This is a genomic window from Methanobacterium petrolearium, assembly GCF_017873625.1.
Classification (GTDB): Archaea; Methanobacteriota; Methanobacteria; order Methanobacteriales; family Methanobacteriaceae; genus Methanobacterium; species Methanobacterium petrolearium.
The window spans coordinates 1-21,623 of sequence record NZ_JAGGKL010000005.1; the positions used below are offsets into that span (position 1 = coordinate 1).

Below are 21,623 nucleotides of genomic sequence, written 5' to 3' on the forward strand. Positions count from 1 at the left end.
TAAAAGATGAAACATTCTTAATTCAAAAATTTAAATCTTACTACAATGAAATAATCGGAAATAAAACATTTTACGAAGGATGGATAAAAAAAATTTTAAGAACAAATTGTTAAATTTTTAATGTCGTGGACTATAATTGAATTCATCTTTTTGGAAATTTTTTTTATTAGAGATCCAACAAGTCCACCTAAAGTACCTAAAAATGAAAAAATAACTGCCATTCCAAGGAAGAAAAGTACCAACTGTAAAGGTGATGAAATATCACTATTGCTTGTATGTAAAACTATAATATATACGAAATAAAACAAAATTCCCAGCAGTAATCCACCTATCAATCCTGCAATAAATCCATTTATAATCCCATTTTTAAATCCATTATTTACAAGATATCCCACAACAATCCCCGAAACCAAAGTACCCCAGATAAGATCAAACCCAATTAAATAAAATTGTAAAACACCAAGTACCACAACCAAAACTGCCCCAATTATACTAAATCTCCAATTAATCATTCCTTTTTCATTTCCACTGACAGCCGCAGTTGATGAGTCATCATATGCTGACCCTGCTTTTTTATCCTTTACTAAGGACCCAATGATTCCACCTATAGCATCTAAAATTGCTGAAGTAGCCGCACTGAAAAGCGCGAACATGAAAATGTAATATACTACGTTGGGGAACGGTGGTAGGTTAAAATCAATTGTAATAAAGATTATAATTCCCAGTATAAATCCACCTATCAATCCTGTGATAATTCCATTTTTAGCTCCATTTTTATATCCGTTATTTACAAGATATCCCACAATTACCCCTGGAATAAAAATACCTATAAAAGCACCATATTCAACCCTTTTAAAAATCATTCCAACTACCACAACCAAAGCTGCCCCTATAATACAATATTTCCAATTTATCATCTCATTTTCAACTCCATATTGATTGCAAAATTGTTTTTATAATAGCTCAAAAACAGCCTCTGAATCAAGCGGGTTTAATAACCATATTGATTTCTTCTTTTAAGTGTGGTGTGATGTTAGGTCTATTTGTCTTCTTTTCCCAATGTTTTTTTTGTTACTCTGTTGTTTTCCAGTTCCGCAGATGATTCCTGGCTTATACTATGAATATTTGGAAGGAGATTTTGAAAGAAATTTTTCCCATTATTCTTCATAGTAATCCATTCAGTATTATATTAAGGATTGTTCCAGTGATCAGGGCAACGGATAACATTAGAACAACGGTTTTTAGCATGTCTTTAATGCCAATCTCTTTAATTAAGACTATAAACGTGGCAATACATGGGAAACTTGTTGCCAGAACAGTACAGGCCACAACAAGCTGGTTTGGACTTAAGTTTAAGGGTGCGAGCATGGCTGTTGCCAGATCTTTCCTTAAAAATCCCATGATCAATGCGTCAATGGCCTGATCTGGAAGTCCCAACATTTGTGACATGATGGGGGATAGTAAGTTAGAAAGAGCTCCCATCACTCCTATAAGGTACAAGATATTGATGGCCAGTATTCCCAGAAATACAAAGGGTAAAGCCTCTAACAGGAAACCCTTCACTCTCATCCAGGTTTTTTTAAGCAGAGTCTCCATATGGGGTATGCGGTAGGGAGGGATTTCAAAGAAAATTTCTGGACTTTCTCCTTTCAACAAAAAGTTTAAAATCGCTCCCAGTGTTATGAATAGTATTAGCAGTGTCCCATATACCATAATAATATATTGAATACCGTATTGGCCTAGTAAACCGATTATGACGGCGGTTTGGGCCATGCATGGGATCGATATGGCGATGAGTGTGGTGGCTATGAATTTTTCCCTTTTGCCTTCCAAGATTCGCGTTGAAAGCATGGCCGGGACATTACAACCAAAGCCAAGAATAATTGGTATGGTTGCATAACCATGCAACCCTAATTTATGCATTATACTGTCAAGCAGCACTGCAAGACGGGGAAGATATCCAAAATCCTCCAGGAAACCTAAAATAAAATAGAACGATAAAATATAGGGTAAAACAACGGCGAATATTACATATATTCCAGTGGTTAACAGGCCAAAGGAAGTTTCATACTCATATCCACTGCCTATTAAGATATCGTGGATGAAACCAGTGGGGATAGAGTTTTGCACTAAACTAGTGATGAATGGCCCGTAGTACTGGTAATATAATGGATCTAGAATATAGTTGATTAAAAACTCTCCGATCCCTATTATCACCTGCATGGTGACTAATAAAACGATTATTGCTATTATAATTCCTGAAAAAGGTTTTACTGATGCATCTTCTAATTTTTCCAGTAGGGAGGGGTGTCGGTGTTCTATCTTCTGAACTTCTGATAGTATCCCTCCTATAAAGGCCCATTTTTCACTATCATCCATTTTAGGGATTTTGGAAAGTTTTATATTCTTATTTAGTGTTATTTCGTTTATAATATTAACCAGGTCTTTTATTCCTTCACCAGTAACAGCTACTGCGGGAATAATTTTGAGTCCTATGATTTCTTGGAGTTTTTCTAGATTTAAGTGAATCCCTTTTCTTTTGGCAGCATCCCACATATTAAGTACAATCACAGTGGGAATATTTTTTTCTAGAATCTGAAGGGTGAGATAAAGGTTTCTCTCCAGGTTAGTGGCATCTAAAACATTGATGATTAGATCAGGGTTTTCATCAAAGAACATGTCCCTGGCTACTTCTTCAGCTTTACAGGAGGGAGATAACGAGTATGTTCCAGGCACATCTATGATGTTCATTTCATTTTTACCTATTTTAAGATGTCCTTTAGTGTATCCTACTGTGGTACCCGGATAATTCGATTGGATCACGTTTACTCCAGTTAATCTGGAGAAAACAACACTTTTACCCACATTGGGATTGCCCATCAGCAATATTTTCTTCAAATTTCTTCCACCCATACCTTTTTTGCCATTCCTCGGCCTATTGCCATTTTGAAGCCATCTATCTCCAGGACCACCGGGCCATGTAGTGGTGCTGAGCATGTTTTCCTAATTTTTTTCCCTTCACGAAGGTTCATCACTTCTAAACGATTTTTTAAACCAGGACCTCCTTCAATTTTTTTGATTGTTGCGGTTTTCCCATTTTCTAGTTCTACTAATGTGATCATGATACACCTTCAAATGTTAGATAAACCTAACTTTTCTTTTTCACATATTTATAATTTTAAGGTAGAATTGAATCGAAAATAATTAGTTGTTAATTTGTTTAATCAACGCATAAACGAGTATCTAAATTTATTTTCCAGATTATAAACCAATTATTTTGATTTTAAGGTTAATAGTATGTTATTACTTTATTTATGGTTTGATAGTTTTTATACTTTATTTTCTGTTGATAGTTTTTATGGGCTTGGGTAAAGTTTATATACTGTTTTGAATATATATTCATAACATGCCTAGGCCTCGAAGATTGAGTCGAATATTGGAAAAACCCAGAGTATGCAGGTTTTCTCCAGATATAGTTGGTCCAAATGAATTTGAACCATTAAATATCACAATGGAGGAGTTTGAATCATTAAGACTCAGTGATTATCAGAGTATCCGGCAAAAAAAGTCAGCAGAGATCATGGATATTTCTCAATCTACATTTCACAGAACTCTTAATTCAGCTCGTAAAAAAATCTCAAGGGCCTTAGTTGAAGGTAGAATAATCCAAATAAAAGGAGGAGATTATATTATGGATAAAAAAAGATATTTATGCAAAAATTGCGGTTTCGAATGGCAAAGTGCAAGTAAAGAATATGATAAATGTCCAGATTGTGATTCAGAAAACATTGAACTAATAAATCTAGAAGCAGGTTCCCAAATCTCCACAGCACAACCCGGATTAGGAAGAAGAAGGGGTGTTGCTGGTAGGGGTATGGGCTCTGGAAGAGGAGTTGGAATGGGTGCTGGGCCTCCAAGGGCATGTAAATGCCCTGAATGTGGTTATGAAGCCCCAAAAACTCCGGGAATCCCTTGCCGTGAATCAAAATGCCCTAAATGTGGTCTTCCACTTTGCGGTTCTGATTAAACTGTTCTTTAATGGAGGTAACAGAAATGGTATTAATATGTATTCCAAGTCTGGATCAGGGAGGTTTGAAAAGTAAAATATCCCAACACCTGGGAAAAACCCCCTACTTTGTTTTAATAAAATATGAAAATGACAAAATCGAAAATATTCAGATCTTAGAAAGTATGGCCAAACACGTTGGCGGTAACATGACTCCCGGTGAATTCATTGCTGGTTCAGGGGCTAATAAGCTTTTATGTGGTAATTTAGGGCCCAAAGCTATCCAAATGCTCCAAGCTGCTGGAATTGAGGTTTATACTGGGGCATCAGGAACAGTAATTGAAGCTTTACATGATTGGGAAGAAGGAAAACTAAAACTAGCTAGCATGGACTCTGCCTGTGCAGATGGCCACATTTAATCCAAATAATATTATGTCGGTAATTATTATACAATGTACCATTACAAATAGTGAGATGGTCTTTTGAAAGCAGAAGAAGAAACAATTTCGGAAGAAGAACAGAAAAAACTTATAATGCAACAGGATATAGCCATAATAAAACGAATGAACGATATTAACCACAAAATTGCTGTAATGAGCGGTAAAGGAGGGGTAGGAAAGTCAACCATAGCTGTTAACTTGGCAGTGGCCTTTGCTTTAAAGGGATACCATACTGGTTTAATGGATGTGGATCTCCACGGTCCAGATGTTCCACATATGTTAGGTGTTGAAAACGCGATTTTGCAGCAGTCACCCCTGGGTATATTGCCACTTAACGTAATGGAGAACTTGGATATTTTATCAATAGAGTTCATGTTACCATCCAAAGGATCGCCCATCATTTGGAGGGGTCCTAAAAAGACCGGTGCAATAAGACAGTTTTTATCTGATGTTTCATGGGGCAAACTCGATATGTTGATCGTTGATAATCCACCAGGAACTGGAGATGAACCTTTAACAGTTTTACAATCCATCAGTCCCCTGGATGGAGTGGTGATGGTTACCACTCCTCAGGAAGTTGCTGGTGAAGACGTTAGAAAATGTGTTAACATGGTTAAAGGGCTGAAAATCCCGGTTTTAGGTATCATAGAGAACATGTCTGGTTTCACCTGCCCTCACTGCAAAAAAGAAATTAATATTTTTGGAAAAGGTGAAGGAAAGGAACTTTCAGAAGAATTGGAGATACCTTACCTAGGAAGCCTACCCCTGGAAACGCAGGTTAGAGAAAAATCTGACCAGGGAAAACCATTCATTCTCTCTGATCAAGAGTCTGAAATATCTAAGAAGTTCATGGAAATAGTTTCCAAGATTGAAAACACGATTTCTAATAAAAGAGGTGATTAGATGAAAGTAGCGATAGCTGCTAACGGTGGAAGCCTGGATTCCCAGGCCAGCCCTGTATTTGGAAGATGTTCTCATTTAATTGTGGTTGATTTGGTGGATGGGGATTTTAAAGATGTTAAGATAATACCCAACCCTGTTACAACTGAGGGGGGAGTGGGTATAAAAACTGCCAGAATGGTGGGAAATGAAGGGGCAGAGGCTATTATATCAGGATCTGTTGGTCCTAACGCCTTTGAAGTTTTAACACAACTGAGTATAAAAACTTACCAAATGGTACCAGGGACAGTTGAAGAAAATTTAACCCTCCTATCCCAGGGAAAGCTGCAAACTTTGGATCCATCTGCCAGAGGACGCAGAGGTGGTATGGGGGGAAGAGGTGGAGGAAGAAGGTAGTTATAAGTCAAATTTAGAAATTTGGCTTTTTCAAATTCCACACCTAATCAAGTAATTAAATTGAATCAAAGAACGTTAAATTTGTACGAAATAGTCATATAGACGTACGAACATAACTTCACCTTCGTAAAGGTGTCAATTAGTTAATTGAAGGAATTTCTCATGAAAATTGCAATAACTGGTGGAAAAGGTGGTACTGGAAAATCAACCATAGCCACAGCCCTGGCCCTAGAACTGTCAACTGATAATAAGGTATTATTAGTTGATGCTGATGTTGAATGTCCGGATGATCATATAATTCTGTCAACCACCCGTGAAAAAGTGGGAGATGTCCATGCTATTCTTCCAAGTTTTGATCAGGAAAAATGTTTAAAATGTGGACGCTGCTCTGAAGTCTGCAAGGAAAACGCAGTTGTCTTTATTAAAGACAAATACCCATTCATAGTAAGTAAACAGTGCAATGGTTGTGGGGCTTGTATTTTGACCTGTCCTTCCGGAGCATTGACCGAAGGGCAACAAGTAATTGGGGCTATATACCAGGGCAAATGCCAACAGCCATACCTAAAGCAGGAACATGATCTCCTCCTGCTCTGGGGTGAGATGGAAGTTGGTTGTGAAAACACCTCCATGGTGGTCAACGCTACCAGAGAATATGCTGAAAATAGAACTTCTGATTATGATTGCATGTTGATAGACACAGCAGCAGGAACACATTGCAACGTTATTTCGGCAATGGTTGATGTTGATTTGGCTCTTGCAGTGGCAGAACCAACTCCTCTGGGAAGACATGACCTAGAACTTATCCTTCAACTGTTAAAAATCATGAAAGTATCCACCAAAATCATCGTTAACAGATCAGATATAGGTGAATTGAAACTCATTGAAGAGGTTTCCCAGGAGAATGATGTGCCTATAATTCAAAAAGTTCCATATGAAAGAGATATATTAAAAAAACACTCTCGAGGTCAGCCAGTGATTCATAAAAATATTGAAGAACTCGCTTATGTTTTATCAGAAAAATCATGAAGGGTGCAAAAAATGAAAACCATTACTGTACTATCCGGAAAAGGAGGCGTTGGAAAAAGCACTGTAACTGCATCTTTATCTGTAATGCTTGCAAATGATAATAAAATGGTTGCAGTTGACTGTGATGCTGATGCACCCAATTTAGCTCTTGTTTTGGGTCTTGAGGATGATGATTTTGACAGTTGGGAATCCCTGACAACTGGTGAAAAAATTCAATTGTCTGAAGAGAAGTGTAAGTCACTTAAATTCTGCCCCAAATGTCAGGGTCTTCAAAAATGTGTAGATGCTTGTAAATATTCGGCAATCACCTGGAACCAGGAAAAAGATCTGCCTGAGATAAATGACCTGTTATGTGTTGGATGTGGAGCTTGTGTACTAGCCTGCCCAGTAGAGGCTCTTACTCTTAAAAAGGTTGAAAATGGCAGGATAGGTGTTGGACAAACTCGATATGGATTCCCCATAGTCTCTGGACAGTTAAAAATAGGGGAATCCGGTTCGGGTAAGGTGGTAAATGAGCTTCGAAAGAAGGCTTCTGAAATTGCCGAAGATATCCAGGCAGATTACATGATTTTGGATGCGGCAGCGGGGATTGGCTGCCCAGTCATTGCCTCAGTAAGGGGCAGTGATTATGTCATACTAGTAACTGAACCCACTCCTGTAGCATTTTGGGATCTTAGCAGGGCTATAGAATTGGTAGATCATTTCAATATCCCATGTGGAGCAGTTATCAATCGTTGTGGAATTAACCGGGACTTCACCTACCAGTTACAGGACTATTTTAGGGATAACGACATCCCGTTGTTAGGAACTATACCCTATGATATCAGATTTGTGGAGGCACTAGTTAATTTAAAACCCGCAGTAATCTATGAACCCAATTTTAAAAAAGTTTTTGAAGAAATAATGGATAATTGTTTGTTGGATATGAAGAATATCTTTTAATACTTCCATTATGGGGGCTAAGTTTAATAATGGAGAAAAAGACTTTAAATAAGTTTGAAAGGTTAAAAAAAGGTGAAAGAGCAGCGAAGTATGCTACTCTTATCAACTTTGCCCTAAGTATTATGAAAGGAGTTTTTGGGCTATTATCAGGTAGTGTAGCTCTCATAGCTGATTCGATTAATTCTTTTTCTGATATATTTGCTTCTTTAGCCGTTTATATAGGTCTTAAACTTTCGCAACGCAAACCCGACCAAAAGTTCCCTTATGGTTATTACAAGGCAGAAACATTGTCTTCTCTTGTCATTGCAGGAGTTATCGTTTTCAGTGGTCTGGAAATTGTAATAGAATCTGTGCAGGGAATAATTAATCCCCAACCATTGAAAATACCATTTATTGCCATTTTAGTCGCTGCTATTTCAGTCGCTGTTTCCTTCCTCATGTCCCGTTACAAGCAGAAGGTGGGCAAAGAAATAGAATCCCCTGCTCTTTTGGGTGATGCAAAACACAGTCTTATTGATGTTTTTGCATCTGTACTGGTTTTTGTAGGGGTATTGGGATCATATGTAGGTTATTTAAGTCTACAGGGAGTTGCTGGGTTATTAGTGTCTATTTTGATAATCTGGATGGGTTTGAAGATTGGTAAAAACGCTGTTTTGGTACTTTTAGATGCTACCTTAAACCCTGAACGGGTGGAACAAATTAAAAAGCTTGCTTTATCTGTAAATGGAGTGGAAGGTGTCCATGAAGTTCGAGTAAGAAGTTCTGGACCTTACATTTTCTCTGAACTCCACCTTGAGACAAAAAAAGATTTATCAGTTGAAAAAGCCCATGAAATTTCGGAAAAAGTAGAAAAAACCATCAAAAATGAAATTAAAGAACTAGAAACACTTCTGGTCCAGATAGAACCGGCTAAGAAGGATACCATGAGGTATGCTCTTCCAGTGGACACAAATGAAGGTCTGCAATCAGAACCATCATCACATTTTGGGAAAGCATCATATTTCCTGATATGGGATGTTCGTAATGGTGAAATTAAGGATTATCAGATCAGAGAAAACCCTGCAAAAGACATTGAAAAAAAGAGAGGAATAAAAGCTGCAGAATTCCTGGTTAAAGAGAATGTGGATGTGATTTTAAGCCATGAACTTGGTGAAGGTCCAAAATATGTTCTTTCTGAGTCCCTCATACACTTTTTAACTCCAGAAGGTACAACAACTGGAGAAATCATGGATAATGCTCAGAAGATGATGGAATAAGTTGATTGAATGAAAATAACTATACTGTATGATAATAACTGTCGTCCTGGTTTTAAAGCTAGTTGGGGTTTTTCTTGCCTGGTAGAAACAGATAAAAACACAATAATCTTTGACACTGGCTGGGATGGTAATATATTACTCCACAATCTGGGGTTAGCCAATGTTCAATTAGAAAAAATTGATGGGGTTGTACTTTCCCATGCACACTGGGATCATATTGGTGGTTTGAACCATATCCTTCCTTTGATGAGGAAACCCAAGGTTTTACTCTTAAAATCATTTTCACAAAATCTGAAGCAGGAACTAAGAACTAAAACAGAAGTTTTAGAGGTTAAAGATCCTCAAATGATAGTTGATGGTGTGTGGACAACTGGAGAACTGGGAAATCAAATAAAAGAACAGTCGCTGGTTGTGGAGATCCCGGAAATGGAAGGGGAAGTTCCGGGCAAAGTTCTAATAACTGGATGTGCCCATCCTGATCTAAAATCCATAATTAAAACAGCTCAAAATGTTGGTAAAGGGGATTTAAAAGCGTTAATTGGGGGTTTGCATGATTCAAGGGAACTGGGAATGATGGGAAAATTTGAACTGTTAGTTCCATGTCACTGTACTCAGAGAAAGGATGAAATCCGCAGTAAATACCTTAATTCTTATGAAAAATGTGCTGCTGGAGATGTGTTTAAATTTGGAGAAATTGACTAGGGAAATTGAATAATTTATTTTAATTTTATTGACCATCGCTTGTGTTTTAAACATGAAATGGTTACTAATTTATTCAGATTGACCTTTTTTTGGATTTTTAATCAATTTGGTAACACTTTTTATATGGTCCCCCTGAGATTTAACCTCAGCTATAAGGTTATCCAAGAGATTTTGTGTCATGGGAACAGGATAACTTCTAAATACGTAGGATTCCATCATCAAATCCAGGGCTCTTTCTTCAGCCAGACTTAAGTTGTGTCGTTTATACTTTTGGCTTTCATGAAATAGGATGTTATCTTCCAGGGGCAAATCAGTTACTTCATCACCTAAATCAGTTCCAGGTATGGGTTCGGCAATGCTTATGAAATAATCATCTAACATTAACTCATCTGCCAGATCAAGTGTGTCCTGGAAGTCTTCTTCCTCTTCTGTGGGGTAAGCAACAATAAAAGAACCAGCAGTTTTTATATTGTGTTTACGAGCCATTTTCACTGCTTCCCGAACCTGATCCACAGTGATACCTTTTTTCATATGGCGAAGAATTTGGTCACTGCCGGATTCAATCCCAAAAAAAACCCATCCATTGCTGTACTTACTAATAGCCTCTAAAATGTCATCACTAATCAAATCAACCCTAATATCCGGTATAGTAAGATTTTTAGGTCCTGTGAGGTTGGATATTCCTTGTAAAAGTTCGATAAAGGCTTCTTCATCCACATTTTTGAATTTGCCACTTCCATAAAGTGAACCTGTACCTCCACTTATGGCAATTTTCTTGGCTCCTTTTTTTAAGAAATGCTTAACTTCACGGAGTATATCTTCTAAAGGACGACTTCTCACTTTTCTCCCGAAAAAACAGGGCACTCCACAGAATCCGCAGTTGCCAGGGCAGCCACGATGAGTTTCCAGATAAACATTGGCTCCTCTGATGTTTTCAGATGAGATATCGGTTGGAACTAGTGATAATTGTTTATCCAAAGATGCAGGGGATCCTGAACTTGTAGTTATAATCTTGCCATTTTCATGGAAGGCAACACCTTCCAAATCTTTAAAATCAGAGCCTTGAAGGGTGGAAGTCTCAATTTTTTCAAGTATGGATTTTTTCTCAAAAACTCTTAATATATTATATATGGTATTTTCACCCTCACCCACCACCACCAGATCCACAGAAAGACACCTAAAAATTAGTTCAGGGGACAGTGTTACTGGGCCACCAATGATTTTGAAGGCATTTATGTCATTCAATTCTTCTTGATATTTAAGTAAGTGGATGGTGGATTGGAGACTTAAAAAAATAATATCGGTATTTATCTCCTGGTTAAATCCTTTTTGAAGTTTTACACTAAAACCGTGTTTTTGGAGAATTCCGGCTATTAGTAAGGCACCGTAACTATAAAATTCAGGAGTCAAAACAGTTATTGTTGGTTTATGGCTCATTTTATCACAAAATATAATAAATCTAAGCAAGTTATGCGGATAAAAACATATTCTAATATTTGAAAATTATTTTTTTTAAGAGATTATATTATTCAATATTTAAATTCATTATAACTGAAGAATTTTATTGGGTTTTCGGCATCTGTTTTTATTTTTTCCTTACCCCAAAGAAGTTTATGGCTTCAATTAGATCCTGAAATGCTATTAACTCTGTTTTTAACACATCTTCCTGACTTAGGGTACCGCTCATTTCCCCATCAACACTAAGTTTATCTGGACCTCTGGCTACAATACGATCTACTCCATCCCTACATAGAATTTCTTCTGCCTTTTTGTCATGAACAAAAGCTCTTCCAGGTAGGATAACTGTTTCCTTTAATTCATTCAGATCAATATCTTCCAGATCTTTCTGGGTGATAAGACAGCTAATATCCTGATCCACTACAACCACGTTAACCAGGTCTGAAGCCCCCATTATGTCAAATATATGTTCAATGAATGGTCCGGCAACATTACCTGATATGATGGTTGCTTCTGAAGTGACATCGGATAAAATATCAAGATATTCTTTGTCATTATCTTTGGCAAGGGCAAAAGGGGTATTGTTTTCTGGATCACATAAAGGGGTACCAGTTACTCTGAGATTGAACTCCTGGTTTATGCTGCGCACCAGTTCATCAAATTCCTGCAGGCTATGTGGAGTTACTCCTTCGATTAGGGGTTCGTTTCCAAGTATAAGGCCTTGATTACGGAAATTAGCAAATCTCATCATGATAAATGCCTTGGCTCCCCATTCTTCCAAATCAGCACAGGTTTTCCTTAGATCTTCCCCATCATTTACACCGGGAAGGATTACTGCAGCTGCATGGACTTCACAATTTTCAGAAAATATCTTCAAAGCATCAAGAGATGCCTGAGGGTTCTTGTCACCCATCCACGTTTTCCTAAGCTCGGGGTTGGTGGAAAATACAGTAAAAGTGACTTCTTCTACGCCGTGGGATATGAGATCATTGGCCATCTGTGGGTTATCAATCCCTTTTCCACTGGTGTAACCCAGGTGAATGGGAATATTCCACTGGGAAAATGCGGAGGTAATGTCTAAAAGGTAGGGATAACAACTCACGTCTCCCCCACCACTGATGTTTATTTTAAAATCATCTTCCCCATAATTTCCCATCATCATGGATGTTTTGACCGAGTTTATGACCATAAAAGGAGGTATAAATTCGTTTTTTGATTCTCGCACCCCTGTAGTGCACTGTTCACAACCAAAAGTGCCTGGTAGGCATGATTTGCATCCGAGGGGATCCCCATCTTTAACCTTCCGGAAATAACAGTATTTGCAGAATCCTCTACAATCTTTACCTGGTATTCCACCCACATCAGCGATTATTTGCATAATATCAATGTTTCACACGTTATAATATTGTAAAATAAGATTTTTTTAGTGTTCCGATATAATAAGGAGTTATTATAATACACCGACATAAGTTTACAATATAGTCACTTATAAGTCTTTCTATTTAATTCAAGAAGAAACTTTAATACATATCTAAAGGTAAACGGAGAGTCGTATATCAAATTGTACCATGGGGTCTTTGAACCCCGTGTGAACAGGCTTGTTTCCTGTTTACAAGCGAATTGGTGCAAAGAATTGGTATGCAAGAATCTGTAGGAGGGAAAAAATGGCAAAGTTTGAAGATAAGGTCGACTTGTACGATGACAGAGGCAATCTAGTCGAAGAACAGGTCCCCATAGAAGCCTTAAGTCCATTGAAGAACCCTGCAATCAAAGGGATTGTACAAGGTATCAAAAGGACTGTAGCAGTGAACCTCGAAGGTACAGAAAATGCTTTGAAAACTGCAAAAGTTGGTGGACCAGCATGTAAGATACTGGGCCGAGAACTTGATCTGGACATTGTAGGGAATGCTGAAGCTATTGCAGCTAAAGCAAAGGAAATGATACAGGTCGAAGAAGGTGACACTACCAACGTTGAACTGTTAGGTGGAGGAAAAAGGGTATTAGTCCAAATTCCACATGCCCGGTTTGAAGCAGCAGCTGAATACTCAGCCGCACCTCTGGTAACTGCTAATGCATTTATCCAGGCTATAATTGACGTTTGTGACGTCGATATGTACGACGCTAACATGGTCAAAGCAGCCATCCTGGGACGATATCCACAGTCTGTGGAATACATGGGTGGAAACATAGCAACCATGTTAGACATACCACAGAAACTGGAAGGTCCAGGATATGCTCTGCGTAACATTCTGGTTAACCACGTGGTAGCCGCAACCCTGAAAAACACCATGCAAACATCTGCTCTATCCAGCATCCTGGAACAATCAGCTATGTTTGAAATGGGTGACGCAGTCGGGGCATTTGAAAGAATGCACCTATTAGGACTGGCTTATCAGGGAATGAACGCCGACAACATGGTTTTTGACTTGGTTAAAGATAATGGTGCCACTGGTACTGTTGGATCAGTCATAGAATCCACGGTGGAAAGAGCAAAAGCTGATGGTGTAATCGGTGTAGAAAAAGATCTGAACGGATTCAGCGTCTATGGAACCGATGACCTGGCTAAATGGAACGCATACGCAGCTGCTGGACTCATAGCAGCCACCATGGTAAACCAGGGTGCTGCTCGTGCAGGACAAGGTGTTTCATCAACCATTCTATACTACAACGACATTCTAGAATTCGAAACTGGACTACCAAGCGTAGACTTCGGTCGAGCTGAAGGTGTAGCTGTAGGATTCTCTTTCTTCAGCCACTCTATATATGGTGGTGGAGGTCCTGGTATCTTTAACGGAAACCACATCGTGACTCGACACAGTAAAGGGTTTGCCATACCATGTGTGGCAGCAGCCATGGCATTAGACGCCGGTACCCAAATGTTCTCACCTGAAGCAACCTCCGGACTTATCAAAGAAGTTTACAGTCAAGTAGACGCGTTCCGAGAACCACTGAAATACGTGAACGAAGCAGCAGCGGAGATAAAAAACCAAGTCTAAAAATAAATCCAAATTTGGGGGTAAATAACTAAATGGACATCGAAATATTCCCACACAGACTTTTAAGCACTGAAACCACTGAAAAGTTGTTAAACGACTTGGAAGGAGTAGAAGGCATTAAAAGAATGGTAATACAAGGACAAAGACTCCCTCCAGAAGAAATAAACCCTGAACGGAGATTCATTACCATTAAAGGTGAAAAAGTGGATCTGCAGGTTAAAACAGGGAGAGTTCTGATGGAAATAGAGGAAGAAGACATCATTGAAGAATTGAAACCCATATGTGAGAATCATCTCCCCTTTGGTTACAACATACACGTTGGAACCTTCATAAGGAAGAAGAAGACTGTCACCGACGACATGAAATACGGAAAATCAGTTGATGAAATCCCTGATGAAATGGTTGGGTTAACAGATCAAAACGCACAACTCAGTGAAAGAGCAACTATTATCAAAAAGAAGGATTAAAATGATTGGCAAATGCACTCACGTTGTTGATTGTAGAGAAACGATGGGAATGGGTGAAGGAGGCGGAATAGCCCAGCGTGGGACATTTGCAGAGTGTGGAAATGAAGTACTGGCCATAGCAATGTCTCCAGGAAGGAGACACATAACTAAACCAGTATGCGAAATAACTTTTGCACTGCGAGAAGCAAACATTTTGACCAGCACACTGGTCCTGAACGCAGGAGCAGGAGTACCTCAAGACGCACCCACTGCCGGTGGAGGCAGTCTTTTTGGACTGACTCCCAAGGAGAAAGAACAAATAAAAAGGTTCAAACTTGTGGTAGTACATCTGGGAGGGGTTAAACATCACATAATATACAAGGCCCGCCTGATTTTACGTCATGTAAATCGGCCATGTATCATTATATGCGAATACCCCGTGGACTTTGAGGATTTCGCAAAGATCGGTGTCAAAACCAAAGCAGTTATGCCCGAAGAACCTAAAACCAAAGGTGAAATTGTGGACATAATAAGCGGAGTTATAAGAGGAGAAACCTGTCCCCAAGAGAAATTGGATGAAATTATTAGAAAGGTGAGATTAGCATTAGGAGGTGCATGAATATGGCACAATATTACCCTGGAACCAGTAAGGTAGCAGAAAACCGAAGAAGATTCTGCGACCCAAATGTAGAATTAGAAAAATTAAGGGAGATCTCCGACGAAGATGTAGTTAATATATTAGGTCACAGAGCTCCTGGTGAAGAATATCCCAGTGTACACCCACCTCTTGAAGAGATGGATGAACCTGACGATGCCATCAGAGAAATGGTTGAACCATTAGACGGTGCAAAAGCCGGTGACCGAGTACGATACATACAATTCGCAGACTCCATGTACTTTGCTCCAGCCCACCCATTCTTAAGGTCAAGAGCTTATCTATGTAGATTTAGAGGAGCTGACGCTGGTACCCTATCAGGACGGCAAATTATAGAAACCCGTGAAAGAGACCTGGAAAAAGTTGCCAAAGAACTACTGGAAACTGAATTCTTTGACCCAGCTCGAAGCGGTTTCAGAGGAAAAACTGTACACGGACACTCCCTAAGACTTGACGAAGACGGTATGATGTTCGACATGCTGCGAAGACAGGTCTACAACAAATCCACTGGAAAAGTTGAAGGAGTCAAAAACCAGATTGGTGACGAACTCGACGAACCAATAATACTGGGAGAACCACTGGATGAAGAAAAACTCAAAAGCATAACCACCATCTACCGTAAAGATGGTGAAGCTTACCGAGACGACACTGACGCAGTAGAAATACTACACAGAATACACGTACTGAGATCCCAAGGTGGATTCTGTCCTGAATAAGGAGGTGGAAAAATGGCTGACAAAATGTTTATAAGAGCATTAAAGGAAAAGTTCGAAGAAGCCCCTGAAGATAAAACAACCACCTTTTACAAATATGGAGGATGGAGACAATCCGAAAGGAAAAGGGAATTCGTGGAAGCTGGTAAAGAAGTAGCAGCTAAACGTGGAATCCCACAATACGACCCAGATGTGGGTACACCTCTAGGACAAAGGGTATTAATGCCCTACCAGGTTTCCACAACCGACACCTTTGTAGAAGGTGACGACCTTCACTTCGTAAACAACGCCGCCATGCAGCAGTTCTGGGATGACATCCGAAGAACTGTTATCGTGGGATTAAACACTGCACATAATGTTATAGAAAAAAGGTTAGGTAAAGAAGTTACCCCTGAAACAATCACCCACTACCTGGAAACTGTAAACCACGCAATGCCTGGTGCAGCAGTTGTCCAAGAACACATGGTGGAAACCCACCCTCTACTAACTGCCGACAGTTACGTGAAAGTGTTCACTGGTAACGACGAAATTGCTGATGAAATCGACCAGAGATACGTCCTTAACATCAACAAAGAGTTCCCAGAACACCAAGCTGACGTCCTCAAAGCAGAAGTAGGAGATGGAATGTGGACGGTTGTACGTATTCCAACCATTGTATCCCGAACCTGTGACGGTGGTACCACCTCACGATGGTCCGCTATGCAAGTTGGTATGTCAATGATTTCTGCCTACAAACAGGCTGCAGGTGAAGCCGCTACCGGTGACTTTGCATACGCAGCAAAACACGCAGAAGTTATCCACATGGGTACTTACCTACCTGTAAGAAGAGCTCGAGGAGAAAACGAACCTGGAGGAATTGCCTTCGGATTCCTGGCTGACATCTGTCAGTCCTCCCGAAAACACTGGGAAGACCCTGTCCGAGTAACTCTGGACGTTGTGGCCTCTGGTGCCATGCTATACGACCAGATCTGGCTAGGATCTTACATGTCTGGTGGTGTTGGATTCACCCAATACGCTACCGCTGCCTACACTGACAACATCCTCGACGACTTCACCTACTATGGTAAAGAATACGTCGAAGATAAATACGGTGGAATCACGGAAGCACCAAACACACTGGACACTGTACTGGACGTAGCATCTGAAGTAACATTCTACGGTCTCGAACAGTACGAAGAATACCCAGCACTCTTAGAAGACCAGTTCGGAGGATCACAGAGAGCAGCTATCTGTGCTGCAGCATCTGGTTGTTCCACTGGATTCGCTACCGGAAACGCTCAAACTGCTCTAAGTGGATGGTACCTATCAATGTACCTGCACAAAGAACAGCACAGCAGACTCGGTTTCTATGGTTACGACCTACAGGACCAGTGTGGAGCATCCAACGTGTTCTCAATTAGAGGAGACGAAGGATTACCACTGGAACTAAGAGGAGCTAACTACCCCAACTACGCCATGAACGTGGGTCACCAGGGTGAATACGCTGGTATCTCACAATCAGCACACATTGCCCGTGGAGACGCCTTTGTGCTTAACCCACTGGTCAAAATTGCCTTTGCCGACAAAAACCTAATCTTCGATTACACCGAAGTAAGGTCTGAATTCGCTAAAGGTGCACTAAGAGAATTCGAACCAGCCGGAGAAAGAGCTCTCATTTCCCCAGCCAAATAAATAGGTGTTATTAACACCTATTTTTTTATTTATTTAAAAAAAGGAGGATAAAATATGGACCCTACGAGTATGATAGCAGGATTAGGTGTTGTTGCTCTAATGGGAGCTGCCGCAACCATTGCTGGTGCTGCAGAGGACTTAGAGTCTGATGTAGGATCACAGAGTAACCCTAACTCCCAGGTGCAACTGGCACCCCAGATGGGTAACCTTCACAGGATGATAAACAAAGCTGTTTCAGGTGAACCTGTAGCTTTTGGTACTTGGGCAGGCATAGCCGGTTCTGTAGCTTTTGTTCTTATGGGATCACTGCAACTACCAGTTATAATGTCAATAGCTGGAGGAGCAGCTATAGCAGCTTTAGTTCACACAGTATATGCCACAACATCTCACTTGGGAAGAATAGTAAGTCAATCACAATTTAATCAACCATTATTCATGGATGTTGTTACCCAACACTTAGGACCAATAGCTGGTCATGGATTTATAGTATCTTTCTGTATAGTAGGATTATCATATTTGATGACTTTAAACTTACCAGGCTTCGCTCACCCATTTGCACTGCCCTTCCTGGCAGTATTGTGGGGAATAACCATCGGCGCCATAGGTTCATCAACAGGAGACGTTCACTATGGTGCTGAAAGGGAATACCAACAGTATCCATTTGGTGGTGGTATTCCAGTAGCCATTCACGGTGACATAACCCGAAATGCTGAACTAGGTGCCAGAAACTCCATTGATGTTGTTTATTTCTGTGCCAAGTTTGGTGGACCTGTAACTGGATTTGCTTTTGGACTCATAGTATTCCTCAGCTTCTGGATCACAATAGTTTTCGGAGCTGCTGGAGGAATAGTTGCAGGTATTGTGATAGTCTTACTCTTAATATACATCAACAATAGAATTGAAGTATTTGCCAGAAACAAATACGGACCATACAAGGAATAAGGAGGTTTTAAGATGGACCCATTATTAATGATCGGCGCTGTAACCGTTGCCGGTGTCCTCATTGGTGGAGGTGTACACTTTTTACCAGTGGGTGGTGCCCCAGCAGCTATAGCAACAGCAACAGGTGTGGGAACCGGTACAGCCATGCTAGCAGCTGGTTCAGCCATGACCGGACTCATCACCGCAGCAGCCATGACTGGATCTCCACTATGGTTGATCTTAGCAGGGGGAGCTGTTGGTTCCATGCTCATGATCGGTGTCACCATGATGGTAGGTAACTGGGTATATGTATTTGGTGTAGGAACCGTACCCGCATCAGCAAAAGTGGAAACCGACCCATTGACAAAATATAATCAAGAGAAATATGTAAGCCCTGGAACTGAAGGACATGGAATACCCACTGTATGTTTTGTTAGCGGAATAATAGGTGGACTATTAGGTGGTATAGGTGGTGGACTTGCTTACTGGGCAGTCTATGAATCACTGGTAACCCTACCTGCATATGCGCCACTAATTGCCGGACAAGTATCAACGCTTGCAGTAATGGTTGCAGGATCTTTTGCTTTAGGACTATTCTTTGTCAACTCAGTAATTGCTTCATACAATATTGGAGGAACCATAGAAGGGTTCCACGACCCTAAATTCAAAAGAATACCTAAAGGAGCTCTGGCATGTCTCATTGCATCCTTAGTAAGTGGACTTATAGGAGTATTACTACTTAAAGGAGGTGTCTTCTAATGTCAGTAGCAGCAGGAGGCGGCGGTGAACCCGCAATAGACCCAAAAAAGACCGCAGCTTTAGGAATAATCGGAGGATTCGTTGGTATATATCTCACACCATACTTCGGTGTGATAGGACCACTTTTAGCAGCATTAGGTGCAGTATGTGCCATAATATGGGGTGCTGATGCCATAGGCAGAGTAGCCAGTTACGGTTTAGGTACTGGTGTACCCTCTATTGGATACATGTCACTGGCTGTTGGTGTTATCGGCACATTAGCCGGTCTTGCCGGCGGAATAATGCTTGGCTCAACATATACAATCATTGCCCCTCTACTGGGAGTAGTTCTATCAGTAATTCTTGGTGGAGTGATTGCCATAGTTGGTAAGAAGGTTGTGGGAATGAAAATACCGGTTCTGGTGACTGGTACAATGGAGCTCACTGGTGCCGCTGCACTATCAATAATCGGATTTTCAGCAGCCATTGCAGGAAATTATAGCATGGCATCCATTGCACAATCTGTAGTTGCCACTGGTTTCATTGGACTCCTATTTATCATGAACACCATGGCTATCCAACATCCATTCAACGCCTGTTTAGGACCACAAGAAAACAGAGTGAGAACCCTGAAACTTGCAGCAGCTACAGGATTCATATCAATGGCTATAGTAGGTATCTTAGGAATGGGCTCTACTGATGCATGGTGGCTTATCGCTATCATTGGTGCCATAGCCTGGTTTATATCCATTAGAATGTTCCTACAAGCATCCAAAGACGAAGCAGCATCTGTTGCATGGTCTGGACTGTGGCCTAAAGAAGAGGAACACTAGGAGGAATAAAAATGGAAATGTTACCACTCGTACAAGTAGTTCCTGAAATGAACCTAACCATTGACCCTTCCACGGGTATGGTTGGCGCAGCTGTAGGTGGCGCCGTCATTGTATCCATGGATGGAATAAACGAACAACTAAATGAATTAGAGGTTGCAGTAGAAGATGTATACACAGCCCTTGATCCAACTACCGTGTCTGAAGGTGCATATCCTGGAAGAGAAGGAACATACCTAACTGCCGGTACAATTACCAACATGGTATATGGATTTATATTAGGGCTTGTACTACTGATAGCCCTATTGTTATAGGAGGTGTTAAAGTTGGCTGAAAAGAAATCACCAGCAGAAGGATGGCCTGTAATAAACGGGGACTATGAAGTAGGAGACCCTGAAAGTCCTGTTGCAGCCACAACACTGGCTTCTCACATCGAAAGTATTCCTGTAGATGCTGGAGCCGCCATAGCAGGACCCTGCAAAACTGAAAACTTAGGAATAGAGAAGATGCTTGCAAATCTCATCTCAAACCCCAACATCCGGTTTTTGATCCTGACTGGATCAGAAGTGCAGGGACACATCACTGGTCAGAGTATAGAAGCTTTACATGCCAATGGTGTTGACCCTGAAAAAAGGAAAATCGTCGATGCAACTGGAGCTATTCCATTCATAGAAAACATACCCGATGAAGGAATCGAACGATTCCAACAGCAAATGGAACTTGTAAGCATAATTGACGTAGAGGACGCTGCTACCATACAGTCCAAAGTCAAAGAATGTATTGACAAAGATCCAGGAGCTTTTGAAGAAGAAGCAATGGTCATAGAAGTGGAAGAAGGCGATGGCGAAGAAGAAGAAGGTGAAGAAATACCACCAGTCGCCCCTGAAACAGCTTTAATCGAGGCAAGAATGCGTAACATCCAGACCCAAGTGAAATCCATTGGTGGTCTTAATAGGATGGCCGCAGGTATGTACGCCGGAAAAGTTCAGGGAATAATGGTAGGACTGATCTTCATCCTGACTATTGGAACCATACTGCTCTTGAAATAATGGGGGTTTTTAGATGTTAATATCAAACAAACCTAATATTCGAGGCATAAGAAAAGTAGCAGCAGATGTAAAATATCGAACCCAACTCATTGGAAGGGATCAGAGACTGTTCTCAGGACTCATAGCCACCAGAATTTATGGTATGGCTATAGGTTTCATAATAGCAGTTATCCTGGTAGGTATTCCAGTATTATGGGCAGCATATATGGGGGCCTAAAATATGGCTGACGAAGAAAAAACCGCTATACCTCGTGTTATAGTCCCTGTAGATGAGTTCAACAAAGCTAATGAAAGATTAGATGAAATGGATGAAAAAGTTGAATTCACTTGGGGTGAAATGAACCAGAGAGTTGGTCAGCAAGTAGGCAGGGATATTGGTATTTTATATGGAATAATAATAGGACTAATAATCCTGTTGGTGGCATTCAAAGTAGTGAAAGTAGGATATATCCTATCCGCCTTTGGAGGCGTCTAATTC

25 protein-coding genes are annotated in these 21,623 nt (G+C 40.4%); 20 read left to right on the plus strand and 5 right to left on the minus strand.

Features of this window, described 5'->3' with window-relative positions; all coding sequences use genetic code 11:
* Positions 1–95: 95 nt before the first annotated feature.
* From J2743_RS05480 to J2743_RS05490, 3 genes are all read right to left on the minus strand, one after another.
* A complete protein-coding gene (locus J2743_RS05480) occupies positions 96–917 on the minus strand; it encodes a DUF5518 domain-containing protein (RefSeq protein ID WP_209625572.1) in 822 nt (273 codons plus the stop codon).
* A gap of 247 nt (positions 918–1,164) precedes the next feature.
* On the minus strand, positions 1,165–2,898 hold the full coding sequence (locus J2743_RS05485; protein WP_245248083.1) for a ferrous iron transporter B: 1,734 nt from the start codon (positions 2,896–2,898) through the stop codon (positions 1,165–1,167).
* Entirely contained in the window at positions 2,895–3,122 is a 228-nt protein-coding gene (locus J2743_RS05490) for a FeoA family protein (protein WP_209625574.1), read from the minus strand. The genes J2743_RS05485 and J2743_RS05490 overlap by 4 nt, the downstream gene beginning before the upstream one ends.
* Before the next feature lie 314 nt (positions 3,123–3,436).
* Between J2743_RS05490 and J2743_RS05495 the strand changes: the two genes are divergently transcribed.
* The 8 genes from J2743_RS05495 to J2743_RS05530 all read left to right on the plus strand — a co-directional run bounded on the left by J2743_RS05495 (position 3,437) and on the right by J2743_RS05530 (position 9,668).
* Complete coding sequence (locus J2743_RS05495) at positions 3,437–4,027, plus strand: DUF134 domain-containing protein (protein WP_245248084.1); 591 nt, start codon at positions 3,437–3,439, stop codon at positions 4,025–4,027.
* Positions 4,028–4,053: 26 nt separating this feature from the next.
* The gene (locus J2743_RS05500) at positions 4,054–4,425 is read left to right on the plus strand and encodes a NifB/NifX family molybdenum-iron cluster-binding protein (protein WP_209625576.1); all 372 of its coding nucleotides are present in this window, start codon (positions 4,054–4,056) and stop codon (positions 4,423–4,425) included.
* A gap of 63 nt (positions 4,426–4,488) precedes the next feature.
* A complete protein-coding gene (locus J2743_RS05505; protein WP_425342801.1) occupies positions 4,489–5,349 on the plus strand; it encodes an Mrp/NBP35 family ATP-binding protein in 861 nt (286 codons plus the stop codon).
* Complete coding sequence (locus J2743_RS05510; RefSeq protein ID WP_209625577.1) at positions 5,350–5,742, plus strand: NifB/NifX family molybdenum-iron cluster-binding protein; 393 nt, start codon at positions 5,350–5,352, stop codon at positions 5,740–5,742.
* A gap of 162 nt (positions 5,743–5,904) precedes the next feature.
* A complete protein-coding gene (locus J2743_RS05515) occupies positions 5,905–6,768 on the plus strand; it encodes a nucleotide-binding protein (RefSeq protein WP_209625578.1) in 864 nt (287 codons plus the stop codon).
* Between the two features lie 12 nt (positions 6,769–6,780).
* The gene (locus J2743_RS05520; protein ID WP_209625579.1) at positions 6,781–7,710 is read left to right on the plus strand and encodes an ATP-binding protein; all 930 of its coding nucleotides are present in this window, start codon (positions 6,781–6,783) and stop codon (positions 7,708–7,710) included.
* Positions 7,711–7,739: 29 nt separating this feature from the next.
* The gene (locus tag J2743_RS05525; RefSeq protein WP_209625580.1) at positions 7,740–8,966 is read left to right on the plus strand and encodes a cation diffusion facilitator family transporter; all 1,227 of its coding nucleotides are present in this window, start codon (positions 7,740–7,742) and stop codon (positions 8,964–8,966) included.
* A 9-nt stretch (positions 8,967–8,975) separates the two neighbouring features.
* Positions 8,976–9,668: an MBL fold metallo-hydrolase gene (locus J2743_RS05530; protein WP_209625581.1), complete on the plus strand. Its 693-nt coding sequence runs from the start codon at positions 8,976–8,978 to the stop codon at positions 9,666–9,668.
* Between the two features lie 69 nt (positions 9,669–9,737).
* Here the strand turns inward: J2743_RS05530 and J2743_RS05535 are convergent, their stop codons facing one another.
* Both J2743_RS05535 and mmp10 read right to left on the minus strand, forming a co-directional pair.
* Positions 9,738–11,105 carry a methyl-coenzyme M reductase glutamine C-methyltransferase gene (locus J2743_RS05535; protein ID WP_209625582.1) on the minus strand — a complete coding sequence of 456 codons (1,368 nt, stop codon included), beginning with the start codon at positions 11,103–11,105 and terminating at the stop codon, positions 9,738–9,740.
* A gap of 148 nt (positions 11,106–11,253) precedes the next feature.
* Entirely contained in the window at positions 11,254–12,504 is a 1,251-nt protein-coding gene (gene mmp10, locus J2743_RS05540; RefSeq protein WP_209625583.1) for a methyl coenzyme M reductase-arginine methyltransferase Mmp10, read from the minus strand.
* Positions 12,505–12,790: 286 nt separating this feature from the next.
* On the opposite strand from mmp10, the gene mcrB reads away from it, so the two are divergent.
* From mcrB to mtrG, 12 genes are read left to right on the plus strand one after another with little or no spacing between them, the layout of a single operon-like run.
* Positions 12,791–14,122, plus strand: a complete 1,332-nt coding sequence (gene mcrB, locus J2743_RS05545) for a coenzyme-B sulfoethylthiotransferase subunit beta (protein WP_209625584.1) — start codon at positions 12,791–12,793, stop codon at positions 14,120–14,122.
* Positions 14,123–14,154: 32 nt separating this feature from the next.
* Positions 14,155–14,589 carry a methyl-coenzyme M reductase operon protein D gene (gene mcrD / locus J2743_RS05550; protein ID WP_209625585.1) on the plus strand — a complete coding sequence of 145 codons (435 nt, stop codon included), beginning with the start codon at positions 14,155–14,157 and terminating at the stop codon, positions 14,587–14,589.
* A gap of 1 nt (position 14,590) precedes the next feature.
* Complete coding sequence (mcrC, locus tag J2743_RS05555) at positions 14,591–15,187, plus strand: methyl-coenzyme M reductase I operon protein C (RefSeq protein ID WP_209625586.1); 597 nt, start codon at positions 14,591–14,593, stop codon at positions 15,185–15,187.
* A gap of 2 nt (positions 15,188–15,189) precedes the next feature.
* Positions 15,190–15,939, plus strand: coding sequence for a coenzyme-B sulfoethylthiotransferase subunit gamma (mcrG, locus tag J2743_RS05560; protein ID WP_209625587.1), 750 nt, complete (start codon positions 15,190–15,192; stop codon positions 15,937–15,939).
* Positions 15,940–15,951: 12 nt separating this feature from the next.
* Positions 15,952–17,607: a coenzyme-B sulfoethylthiotransferase subunit alpha gene (gene mcrA / locus J2743_RS05565; RefSeq protein ID WP_209625588.1), complete on the plus strand. Its 1,656-nt coding sequence runs from the start codon at positions 15,952–15,954 to the stop codon at positions 17,605–17,607.
* Between the two features lie 54 nt (positions 17,608–17,661).
* Positions 17,662–18,549, plus strand: coding sequence for a tetrahydromethanopterin S-methyltransferase subunit E (gene mtrE / locus J2743_RS05570; RefSeq protein WP_209625589.1), 888 nt, complete (start codon positions 17,662–17,664; stop codon positions 18,547–18,549).
* A 12-nt stretch (positions 18,550–18,561) separates the two neighbouring features.
* Positions 18,562–19,287 (plus strand): tetrahydromethanopterin S-methyltransferase subunit D, encoded by a 726-nt coding sequence (gene mtrD / locus J2743_RS05575; protein WP_209625590.1) that lies wholly within the window; start codon positions 18,562–18,564, stop codon positions 19,285–19,287.
* A complete protein-coding gene (gene mtrC / locus J2743_RS05580) occupies positions 19,287–20,099 on the plus strand; it encodes a tetrahydromethanopterin S-methyltransferase subunit MtrC (RefSeq protein ID WP_209625591.1) in 813 nt (270 codons plus the stop codon). The genes mtrD and mtrC overlap by 1 nt, the downstream gene beginning before the upstream one ends.
* Positions 20,100–20,110: 11 nt before the next feature.
* On the plus strand, positions 20,111–20,410 hold the full coding sequence (gene mtrB / locus J2743_RS05585) for a tetrahydromethanopterin S-methyltransferase subunit MtrB (RefSeq protein ID WP_209625592.1): 300 nt from the start codon (positions 20,111–20,113) through the stop codon (positions 20,408–20,410).
* Positions 20,411–20,422: 12 nt separating this feature from the next.
* Positions 20,423–21,145, plus strand: coding sequence for a tetrahydromethanopterin S-methyltransferase subunit A (mtrA, locus tag J2743_RS05590; protein WP_209625593.1), 723 nt, complete (start codon positions 20,423–20,425; stop codon positions 21,143–21,145).
* Between the two features lie 13 nt (positions 21,146–21,158).
* Entirely contained in the window at positions 21,159–21,362 is a 204-nt protein-coding gene (gene mtrF, locus J2743_RS05595; RefSeq protein ID WP_209625594.1) for a tetrahydromethanopterin S-methyltransferase subunit F, read from the plus strand.
* A gap of 3 nt (positions 21,363–21,365) precedes the next feature.
* Positions 21,366–21,620 (plus strand): tetrahydromethanopterin S-methyltransferase subunit MtrG, encoded by a 255-nt coding sequence (gene mtrG, locus J2743_RS05600; protein WP_209625595.1) that lies wholly within the window; start codon positions 21,366–21,368, stop codon positions 21,618–21,620.
* Positions 21,621–21,623 lie beyond the last annotated feature (3 nt).